Annotated in this window: 10 protein-coding genes and 1 pseudogene; 3 read left to right on the plus strand and 8 right to left on the minus strand. The window is 67.0% G+C overall.

What is annotated here, in order from left to right; all coding sequences use genetic code 11:
- On the minus strand, positions 1-148 hold a 148-nt coding region (locus AC1D01_RS10235; RefSeq protein ID WP_477865937.1), incomplete at its 3' end, for a transposase.
- A gap of 705 nt (positions 149-853) precedes the next feature.
- On the opposite strand from AC1D01_RS10235, the gene AC1D01_RS10240 reads away from it, so the two are divergent.
- On the plus strand, positions 854-2,443 hold the full coding sequence (locus AC1D01_RS10240; protein WP_477865928.1) for a DUF4403 family protein: 1,590 nt from the start codon (positions 854-856) through the stop codon (positions 2,441-2,443).
- A 2-nt stretch (positions 2,444-2,445) separates the two neighbouring features.
- Positions 2,446-2,700: a hypothetical protein gene (locus AC1D01_RS10245; RefSeq protein ID WP_477865929.1), complete on the plus strand. Its 255-nt coding sequence runs from the start codon at positions 2,446-2,448 to the stop codon at positions 2,698-2,700.
- Between the two features lie 172 nt (positions 2,701-2,872).
- Here AC1D01_RS10245 and AC1D01_RS10250 read toward each other — a convergent pair.
- The 7 genes and pseudogenes from AC1D01_RS10250 to AC1D01_RS10280 form a co-directional block, all read right to left on the minus strand.
- A pseudogene (locus AC1D01_RS10250) lies at positions 2,873-3,138 on the minus strand (transposase); the annotation flags it as partial.
- A 254-nt stretch (positions 3,139-3,392) separates the two neighbouring features.
- The gene (locus tag AC1D01_RS10255; RefSeq protein WP_477865930.1) at positions 3,393-4,184 is read right to left on the minus strand and encodes an SDR family NAD(P)-dependent oxidoreductase; all 792 of its coding nucleotides are present in this window, start codon (positions 4,182-4,184) and stop codon (positions 3,393-3,395) included.
- 78 nt (positions 4,185-4,262) lie between these two features.
- On the minus strand, positions 4,263-5,027 hold the full coding sequence (locus AC1D01_RS10260; RefSeq protein WP_477865931.1) for an Ig-like domain-containing protein: 765 nt from the start codon (positions 5,025-5,027) through the stop codon (positions 4,263-4,265).
- Complete coding sequence (locus tag AC1D01_RS10265) at positions 5,024-6,313, minus strand: hypothetical protein (RefSeq protein WP_477865932.1); 1,290 nt, start codon at positions 6,311-6,313, stop codon at positions 5,024-5,026. The genes AC1D01_RS10260 and AC1D01_RS10265 overlap by 4 nt, the downstream gene beginning before the upstream one ends.
- Before the next feature lie 108 nt (positions 6,314-6,421).
- Positions 6,422-7,687 (minus strand): MFS transporter, encoded by a 1,266-nt coding sequence (locus tag AC1D01_RS10270; protein WP_477865933.1) that lies wholly within the window; start codon positions 7,685-7,687, stop codon positions 6,422-6,424.
- Between the two features lie 60 nt (positions 7,688-7,747).
- On the minus strand, positions 7,748-8,545 hold the full coding sequence (locus AC1D01_RS10275) for an alpha/beta fold hydrolase (protein WP_477865934.1): 798 nt from the start codon (positions 8,543-8,545) through the stop codon (positions 7,748-7,750).
- 56 nt (positions 8,546-8,601) lie between these two features.
- Entirely contained in the window at positions 8,602-9,048 is a 447-nt protein-coding gene (locus tag AC1D01_RS10280) for a hypothetical protein (RefSeq protein WP_477865935.1), read from the minus strand.
- Between the two features lie 198 nt (positions 9,049-9,246).
- Between AC1D01_RS10280 and AC1D01_RS10285 the strand changes: the two genes are divergently transcribed.
- Positions 9,247-9,746: winged helix-turn-helix domain-containing protein (locus AC1D01_RS10285; protein WP_477865936.1), on the plus strand; the 500-nt coding region annotated here is incomplete at its 3' end.

The raw sequence follows: 9,746 nt of genomic DNA on the forward strand, positions 1-9,746 counted from the left end.
TCTGGTCCGCCTTGAGCCAGTTGTGCAGCGTCTGATCAGCCACGCCCAGCACCTTCGACACCACCGCCAGGCTCTGCCCACCCTTGACCATCCGCACCGCCTCAAGCTTGAATTCCAGCGTGTAGCGCGCTCTCTTTGCCTTCGTCACTTTCGTTCTCCTTGCCTGGATTGAACCACTCAGCAAGGGATACGGATTCCGCGGGCAAGGTCAGTTCGCTTGCTGAGCTGATAGGCAATGGCCGACCCATAGCGGTCGGCGGGGTATTTCGGCTCGCGGACCCAAGCAGACCTAAACGTAGATGCAAGGCCGCGAAACTCTCATGCTCAGGGCACGCGCGCGGCAGCGCGGTGGACGGCGGCCAGATCGGGCGCACCGCCCGGCGGGAACTGCTCGGCGCACTGCGCGAAGCGCTCGCCGGCGGCCGGCATGGCGACGGCAACGGGAGCGCCGCCAACCAGCTAGCCCAGCCGCTCCTTGATGGCGCCCAGGCATCCTGCGCGGCCTGGGCCGCCTCGACGGCCTGGGCTGCCGCCTCCCACCCGGGTGCTCGGCGGGCGCCGAGCGCTGGGCAAGCGCCGCCGCAGGAGGCAAGCGTGGCGACAAAGTGCCAAAGCGCAGGGGCGCGGAATCATCCACCACCCCGGGGACTCCCCCATTGCGACGCACCGCGCCGGCCGGGGAACGTCGGCCAATCCACGGCTGCTTCCCCAATTTGAAGGACGCCGCCGCGGGCTCCGCAGCGCTACGCTCGCGCGTCCAAGCAACGCGGCCTGCCGCCCGATGTGCGCGGCACCGGCGCCTTCGCCGCAGGCCCGCCCCGGTAAGCGCTTTTGCGGGGAAGGAGGCGTTCTCATGGTTGCTGAAACATCGAAGAGCGAGCCCGGCGCYGCGCCCGGGGGGCGCCGTACTCTCTGGCTGCTGCTGGTCGGATTTGCCGTCCTGGCCATCGGCCTTTACCTTTGGCTTCGACCGCGGCATCTGGAGATGCTCGAGCCGCCTGCGCGATCAGCGGGGGCCGCCATGCACATCGCACCAAGCAAGTCCGTAGTGGTGGCCGATCTGTCGGTGTCCTACGCGTTGCTTCAGCAGGCGCTGAACGCCAAGCTCCAGGAGATCGCCGGCACGGTGCGAGACCGCAAAGATCTCAAGTGCATCCGCTCGGACGTCCCGCGGTTTCGCGAGTGCATCACCGCGCTCTACAACGTCTCCTATGCGCCGGCCGGCACAGCGACCGTTGCCCGCGACGGCAGCCTTGTCCGGGTCACCGTTCCGATGAAGTTCAACGGCGGGGCCGGCTTCAATGGCGAGATCGCCAGACTCATCAGCGCCCGCGACAAGTCGTTCGACGGCGCTTTCGAGATTTCGGTCTCTGCCTCTCTGGACTTCGCCGACAACTTCTGCCCGCTCATCGTGCCGGGCCAGGTCGCCTTCAAGTGGTTGTCGCCTGCCCGGGTGGAGGTTGTCGGCGACTCCAGCTTTAGGATCGCTGGGGTTAGGTTCGGCGTCGGCCCCTACCACCTGGACGTTTCCGGCTTCCTGACCCCAGCCATCAAGGAGGCCCTGGAGAAAGCGCTGGCCAACTCGCGCACTGCCATTCCTTGCCAGCCGGTGCTTGCGGAACTGCAGAAGCTTTGGCGCACCCACGCCATCGCGCTGCCTGTGGACGATATGCTCGGCAGCAAGATGCACCTGAACGTCGAGCCCTTAGGCATGGGCACTACCGGCCTCTTGGCCGAACAAGAGCAGTTGCGGGCCATCGTCAGCTTGTCTACCAACGTCGCGGTAGCGCCCGAGCCGATCGCCGCCAAGGCGCTCCCGCTGCCCAAGCACGAGCGGCTTGCTCCGCAACCGGGCGTCCTTAACATCACCCTGCCTTTGACGGTCCCGTACCCTTCCTTTGTCGCCCTGCTGGCGCCGCTGAAGGGGCAAGCGCAGCAGGCGCAGACACCGGCCGGCCCTGTCACCGTCGTGCCTGCTGATTTCGAGATCTATCCGGCAGGCGACCGCTTGGCCATCGGCGTGCAGTTCAAGGCAGACCTGCCGAGCTCATCGGCCGATGTGCAAGGCAAGCTATGGCTGGTGGCGAAGCCCACCGTGGAGGGCAACGGCTCCCAGGTTTCGCTGACCGACGTCCAGGTCTTTCGCAGCCTCGACAACGCTGCCTGGAACGCGTTGACGGCAGCTTTCCGAAACGTCATCAACCGCCAGATCGAGCAGCATGCGAAGCTCGACCTGGCGGCGCAGGATGCAAAGCTCGTCGCCGAACTCCAGAAGGCTCTTGGCGACCCCGCCAAGACCGGTGGCGTGCGCCTCCAGGTCAAGGAGCCCAAGGTCCGCCTCGGAGCCGTTCACCTCGGCGAGCAAGCCTTGCTCGTCGAGGTGAAGACGAGTGCGCAATGGTCGGCCGAGTTGCAGCAGTTGAGCCCGGCCCCAGGCCGCTGACGATGAACCGGTTGGCTCGGATCGTGGCGCTGGCCTGCTGCGCCGCGCTTACCGCCTGCGACGCCCCGCCGATCGAGGACTGCGGCCCCAACGCCTCGCCCACCGGCAAGACGGAGAAGCACCCGCATCCTCGCAAGCCGCTCAGCTGCGGCCCAGGCGTGCAGCTGGCGAACTTCTGCGTCTACGACGGTAACGGTCGTTTGAAGGCCGTGGAGCAGGAGGTCTCCGGCGTGTGCTTGAAGTTCGGCACGCCGTAGGACGCCTTCATATGGTGCTCGTCGGCCGCGCCCAACGTCAGGTGCGCCGGCAATAGAAGAAGCCCCGCCTGTGCGAACGAAGGGCGGGGCTTCGTTATGGACTGCAAGCAGTCGTTTAGATCGGCGCCGGCGCCGCCAGCACCATGCGCAACTGGGCCCGGATGCTGCCCTACATCTTCTCCACGCGCTCGGCAGCGAAGTGAGGCTCGACGAAAGAGTTGAGCTTCTTGCGCAGCCCCGGGCACATGTCCACGTGCCAGGTCGGGCCAGCGGCCGCGGGCCCTTGTTCACCCCCTGGTAGTCCGCATAACCTAAGGCCGCTCGCTCATCGCCGTGCAGCAGCGCACCGGCCATGTTCAGGTCGTTGACGTTTGCTGGGGTGCAGGCGACCGTGTGGACCAGGCCCGAGGAGGCGTCCACGCCGATGTGCGCCTTAATGCAGGAGTGACGGCTTCTCGGCTGGTTCAGGACCACTTAGGGAAACGACAGCTTCTGGCCGATTGTTGCCGCTCGGCAGCAGCGCTTCGTAGTCGACAGCCGACTCCGCGCGTTCGCGATCCGGGTGATGGGGCGAGCACGAGCACGATGAGAGAAGGGCGCGGCGCGGCGTATTTCAACCCTGGGAGTGCGTTCGCACAGCTACGCATCGGCTACGTTCAAGCCCGCCCGCAAATGCCGTGCATCGGCAGAAATCAGAAGGCGCTCTTGATCACGCCGCCGTCCACACGAAGCGCTGCACCCGTAGTTGCTGACGCGAGAGGACTTGCCACGTAGGCGACGAGCGACGCGACCTCCTGGGGCGTTTCGAAGCGCTTGATGAGGGAGGTCGGCCGCACCTTGTCGAAGAACTCTGCTTCGACTTCGTCGAAGCTCTTGCCGCTGGCGCGCGCCAGATCCTGCACGAAGTCGCCAACCCCGCGTGACTTCGTCGGCCCGGGCAAGACGCTGTTGACCGTGATGCCCGTGCCGGATACCGACTCCGCCAACCCGCGGGAAACGGCGATCTGTGCAGTCTTGGTCATGCCGTAATGGATCATCTCGGCCGGAATCTGCACCGCGCTTTCACTGGAAATGAAAATGATGCGCCCCCAGTTGGCGAGCTTCATGCCTGGCAGCACGAGGCGTGCGAGCCGAATGCCACTCAAGACGTTGACGTCGAAGAACCGCATCCAGTCTTCATCGGGAATGTCCTCGAAGGCCTTGGGCTCGAAGATGCCGAGGTTGTTGACCAGGATCTCGATGCCAGGATGGCGGCGAACGACTTCGCTGGCCGCCTCGGCGCCGCTCAGATCTCCCGCAAAGCCTTCGACCGATCCGCCTGTCTCCGAGCGCAGGCGAGCGACGGTCTCATCAACGCTGGATTGTGTTCGCCCATTGACGACGACGCGCGCGCCTTCCTGGGCCAGCGTGCGCGCGATGGCGTAGCCAATGCCTGCGGTGCTGCCGCTGACCAGGGCCAGCTTGCCGTTGAGTTTCAGATCCATGTTGTTTCTCCTTGATGGGCGAGCTTGAGTGGTGGATACCGGCCGGGGGACCGGTGGTGGAAGAAGAGGATGCTCACCTCAGCTGGCGCTCGTCGGCGTGAAAGCAAGGCTCGTCCCCTCGCAGGTGGCGGTGAGCTGGATGGACGTCTCGAAGGCTGCACAGCGCCTGTTGCCAGCGGGGTCCTCCAGATCGGGGTGCGTGACCAGCCGATGCGTTCCCGCCGCCCACGGGCGCGACGGCGTGAAGCGCCAGGCGGCGTCGCCTTCGGCGAGGGATGTCGTGCCGTCCACACGACGCCCATGCCCGTCCAGTACCGCGATCAGCGCCTCGCCGACCGAGCTGATGGGCATTTGCATATCGACCACCAATGTGTCACGGCTGCTGCGACGCGGCAGCGCGAGCTTCCAGCCTTCGGGCCGCAGAGGACGCGAAGCGGCGGCAGTCACCTGCCAGGTTTTGACCACGGGTGGTTGGGCGGCATCAGTACCCACCAAGCGCAGGCTGACCGTCGAACCCTCTTGCAATGCCCGCCCGGCGTCCAGGTTCGGCCCCACCCCGCTTTTCACACGGCCGGGGTCCATCAACACGGTGATGCGTCGACCATCCGCGCTCGGCAAGGTCAGGTCGAGCAGCGCGTGCCGGACTTCCCGGCCGTTGGCGTCGAGCAGCTTCAAGCGCGCGATGTCGAAGGGCAGGCGCTGAGGTTGCTCAAAGCGCAGCTCGATCCTCAGCAGGTTCTCAGGAACCGTCGGGCCCGCCGGATGAATCTCGACCGAAGCAGCCCCGGCCACGGACACGCCCACCAGGGCCACCATCGAGACAAGATGGCGCGCCAACATCATGGCTTGGGCGGCGGCGGCGCCAGGTCGGCATAGCCCTCGTCGGTGCGCAGCATGCGGTGCACGTCGCGCCAGTTGTCGTTCGCCGGGTAGTTGAAGTCCGCGAAGTCGTACTCGTTGACGAAGTCGCTCAGGCGCAGGAACAGGCCTTTGCGCATCGACACCAGCTCCATCGCGCCGCTGGCCTCGTCGCGGCGAAGTGCTGCGAAGAAGCTGGCATCCTGGTTGTCGATGTGCGCCACGCGCATCGGCACGTAGGTGGCCTTGAGCCCCAGGGTCGGTTCGGCAGGCCACTTGATCGGCGTGGACAAGCCGGGCTTCGTCGACGCTTCGGCGATGTCCGCGACCGACATCAGGTCGGCGGACTTGTGCGAGTGCGTCAGCAGCACCATCGGCCCTTGGCCGGCGTCGAACATCACCATGCCGGCCGGTGCGCTGCCCCAGCCGAACTCCGCGACCGTCTTGGCGGCGATGTGGGCGCCGTCCTTCAGGTCCTTCAACGGGATCGTCACCAGCGGGGAACAGGTGAACGCTGCGATCAGCGTCGGCTCGCCATTGAGGCTGGTGATCACCATCTTGCGTATGGGTGCGCGGGTTTCCAACTGATTGTGTACCGGGTGGTACATCTCCACGCTGCTGACGGCGGCGTTGCCCCTGAACGGGAAGTCGAAGATCCGCAGCGTCGACGCGAAGCTCGCATTGGACAGCCCGGCGACGTAAAGCTTGCCCTCGTGGAACTTCATGTCGGTCACGGTGAAGCTCGCCGCTGGCGTGTCGCGCCACAGGCGCTTGTCGGCGGCGGGCAGGTTGCCGATGGCAACCGATTCGCGCCTGCGTTGGTCCAGGTTGACGATGCGCACCTTGCCGGCGGCGTCCACTGACACCAGCACGGGTGCCGGCATTGCGCTCGCAGTCTTGCCGTCCACCGACAGCGAGATGTAGGCGACTTCGCTGCCGGGCCGCACCGCCATGTCCTCGAAGCGCAGGCTCTCAGGACGGGTGTGAAGCGTGCGCGCGATGGCGCCGGACACGTCCTTCACGTTGAATGGCACCGGAGCGCCGGGTGCGACGGGCGGCAACGTGATGGCGTGCAACTGGCCGCCACGCCAGTCCGCAACGACCACCGTGTTCGCATCGACGAACGCAATCTTGCCGGCGGACAGCACCGGTGCGCCGATGGCGTGGGACGCGTGCAGGGCCAGCGTCAGTACCGCCAGGCGCAGCGCCTGGACGGCCCGGGCTTTCCTGGTCGACGCGCCGGGCTGCGGAGATTGGGGCTGTGGATTCATGAAGGGTGCTCCTCAAAGGGTGGAGGCACTTTCCGGCAGATCCGACGGTGCGCCCAGTCTCGACCGGGCGAGGCGCACCTCTCTCCTTCGGGTCATGCCCGGTGGGGACTACAGCCGACCGCCGGAAGCTGCGCCAGGAAGGCTCCCGGACCGGACGCCGCCCTGTTCTGCGGCGCGCTCGCGCCATACGCTGAAGCCCGCCACGGCCAAGCCACCCAGCGTCAGCACGGCTGCCACCCACGGGAGGCTGGCCAGGCCGGGGCCGTGTTCGATCACCACGCCGCCCAACCAGGCGCCCAGCGCGTTGCCGAGGTTGAAGGCCGCGATGTTCAGGCTGGAGGCCATGCTCTGTCCGGCGCCCTGCGCCTGGTTCAGCACGCGAAGCTGCAGCGGGGCGACCGTGGCGAACGCGCCTGCGCCCAGCAGCCCGACGAACAGGACGGCGGCCACGCGGTTGCCCATGGCGAAGCCCATCAGCACCAGCACGATGGCCAAGGCCGCCAGCGAGCCCAGCAGCATGCGCACCGGCGCGCGGTCGGTCAGGCGGCCGCCGACGACGTTGCCCAGGATCATCCCGACGCCGAACATCAGCAGGATCACCGACACGCCGGCCTCGGCAAATCCCGTGACCTGGGTCAGCAGCGGCTGGATGTACGTGAAGACGGCGAACACGCCGGCGAAGCCGAAGACCGTGGCGGCGAGGCCCAGCAGCACGTGCACCCGTCCCAGCACCTTCAGCTCCTCCTTCAACGAGACGCCGCTGCCACACCCGGCTTCGCGCGCCGAAACGAACAGCGCGATGACCGTCATCGCGACGAGGCCGATCACGCACACCGCCCAGAACGTCGATCGCCATCCGAAATGCAGGCCCAGCCAGGAACCCACGGGCACGCCCAGCAACGTCGCGACCGTCAACCCGGTGAACATCGTGGACAACGCCGCGGCCTTGCGGTCCGGCGACACCACGCTCGTGGCGACCACGGCGCCCACGCCAAAGAATGTGCCGTGCGCCAGCGACGTGACGACCCGCGCGACCATCAGGACCGCGTAGTTGGGCGCCAACGCGCAGGCCAGATTGCCCAGCGTGAAGATGACCATCAGCGCCAGCAGCGCCGTCTTGCGCGGCACTTTGCTCAGCGATGCCGTCAGCAGCGGTGCGCCAACGAAAACGCCCAGGGCGTAGCCGGAAATCAGCAGGCCGGCGGTRGGCACGGTGACCTGCAGGTCTGCGGCGAGCTGCAGCAGCAAGCCCATGATGACGAATTCGGTGGTGCCGATCCCGAACGCGCCAATCGTCAGCGCGTAGATGGCCATCGAGGAACGCTTGCCATCCCGGGCGGGAATGCTCGCGTTCGGCGTCTGTGTGTTGTTCATGCGGCCTTCTCGAAAAGAGTGGCTGGGACGCATGGACGCGTCCCGGGGTTGACGAGGCCATCAGCGAGCGGTGTCGCCGTTGATCGAACGCGCGGCGGCGTCGATCAGCGCGGCGACTTCGCGCGGGTGGGACACCATCAGCGCGTGCGAACCGCCTTTCACCACGACGGTCTTCCTGGCCTGTGCCCGTTCGGCCATGAAGCCCATCGCCTGCGGCGGGATGTTCAGGTCGCCCGTGCCGTAGATGGACCAGCTTGGGACGGCCTTCCAGGCCGGGGCGGGAGCAGCCTCCGACAGCGCGGCCGCCTTGATCGGGCGCTGTGTGGCGGCCATGGCCTGGGCCTGGGCCAGCGGCACGTCGGCCGCGAACTGGTGCGGGAACTTGTCCTGCTGGACGTAGAGGTCCTCTCCACCATCGTCGAGCTTGACCGGTGCAGCCAGCGCAGGCGGCAGCGTAGAGCCGGGGAACCTGCCCGTCAGGTCAAGGGCGCTTTCGCCTCGGTCCGGTGCAAACGCGGCAACGAACACGAGCGCCTTCACATTGGGCAGGCCGTTGGCCGCAGCAGAGATGACGGCGCCGCCATAGGAGTGGCCGACCAGGATGACCGGGCCGACGACGGAGCGGGTCAGCGAGGCGACATAGGCACCGTCGCTGGCCACGCCTCGCAGCGGGTTCGCGGCAGCGATGACGGGGTAGCCCTGTTTGGCCAATTCGGCAACGACGCCGTTCCAGCTCGACGAGCCGGCGAAGGCGCCGTGAACCAGCACGATGGTCGGCTTGAGAGCAGCGGCTGGCGCGGGCGCGACCGCGAAGACCATGGCACCAGCGGCGATGGAGAGCTTGATGAGGTTCAGCATGGAACGTTCTTTCATGAAGGTGCCGACGAGCGGCGGCGTTGGAGGAAACTTCAAAGTCAGGCCGAGGCGATGAAACGGTCGAGCCGAGCGGCGTCGAGCACGGCCGACAGGCCGGTGCGCAACCGGGCAATGGGCGTTTCGTCGTCGAGCGCGGCGTTGCAGCAGGCAAACCAGGCCAGGATCTCCGCGGCGTCCATGGCGCCCGCCAGTTCCTCGGCGACGACCGAGACGTCCGCACGCGGCGTGCAGCCATCGGCATGCAGCTGGAAGGCCGGCAGCCACCGTTGCGAGCCCTGCGTGATGCTGCGTAGGCGGTCGCCGCCCAGCAGGTCATCCAGTTCCTGCGGCTGCCATCCCTGCTGCCGCCAGCGCTCGCGCAGCCGCGCCTCCGGGATGAACCCGCCTTCCGGGGCGAGCCGTTGCGTCATCAGGCCGAAGAAGTCATCACCCGATGTCTGCGTGGCAGTGGGGCGGCGGGGGCAGTGGGTGGCGTCGAAGCACATGGCCTGGGTCCTGGTCGGTGGTGTTCCTGAAGGCTAGGCACATCCAGCGCAACGCGCCCCTCCCACATGGCAGCGCCGGCCTCTTCCATTCGGAGGGTGTCGACCGCCCGAACCGTCCCACATTCGGCAACGATCCCGTGCTCGGTAGCGATCCCTGCGCGCGGCAGTTACGATTCGGACTGGTGTCTTGCGGCCTTGATGTCACGCGCTTCCATGGTTATGACTTCGGAAAGTCAGGTCTACGTTTTCGACGGCTTCACGCTGGATGTGGGCCGTCGCTCGTTGTCGCGGGATGACCAGGACGTGGTGCTCGGCAGTCGGGCGCTGGACCTGCTCATCGCGCTCGTGGAGCAGGCCGGTGAAGTGCTGAGCCGTGACCACCTGGTCTCGCGCGTCTGGCCGCGCACCTTCGTCGAGGAATCCAGCCTGCGCGTGCACGTTGCCGCGCTGCGGAAGGCGCTGGATGACAGCGCTGCCGGGCGTCGCTACATCGCCAATGTGCCTGGCCGCGGCTACAGCTTTGTCGGCCAGGTCGGCCGCCAGCGCCGTGGCTCGGCTGCGTCGCCGGCCGAGGTCGAGCGGTCCGTGCTGCCGCCGTTGGCGGGGCGCGAATCGACGCTGGCCACGTTGGCCACGATGCTGCAACGCTGTCCGGTGGTGAGCATCGTTGGCCCCGCTGGCATGGGCAAGACCAGCAC

The organism is Rhizobacter sp. P3_B12 (assembly GCF_056402895.1).

Excerpts from the sequence above, each read along its gene's own strand:
- AC1D01_RS10245 (WP_477865929.1), top strand. The coding sequence starts at position 2,446 with ATGAACCGGTTGGCTCGGATCGTGGCGCTGGCCTGCTGCGCCGCGCTT.
- AC1D01_RS10255 (WP_477865930.1), bottom strand. The coding sequence starts at position 4,184 with ATGGATCTGAAACTCAACGGCAAGCTGGCCCTGGTCAGCGGCAGCACC.
- AC1D01_RS10260 (WP_477865931.1), bottom strand. The coding sequence starts at position 5,027 with ATGATGTTGGCGCGCCATCTTGTCTCGATGGTGGCCCTGGTGGGCGTG.
- AC1D01_RS10265 (WP_477865932.1), bottom strand. The coding sequence starts at position 6,313 with ATGAATCCACAGCCCCAATCTCCGCAGCCCGGCGCGTCGACCAGGAAA.
- AC1D01_RS10275 (WP_477865934.1), bottom strand. The coding sequence starts at position 8,545 with ATGCTGAACCTCATCAAGCTCTCCATCGCCGCTGGTGCCATGGTCTTC.
- AC1D01_RS10280 (WP_477865935.1), bottom strand. The coding sequence starts at position 9,048 with ATGTGCTTCGACGCCACCCACTGCCCCCGCCGCCCCACTGCCACGCAG.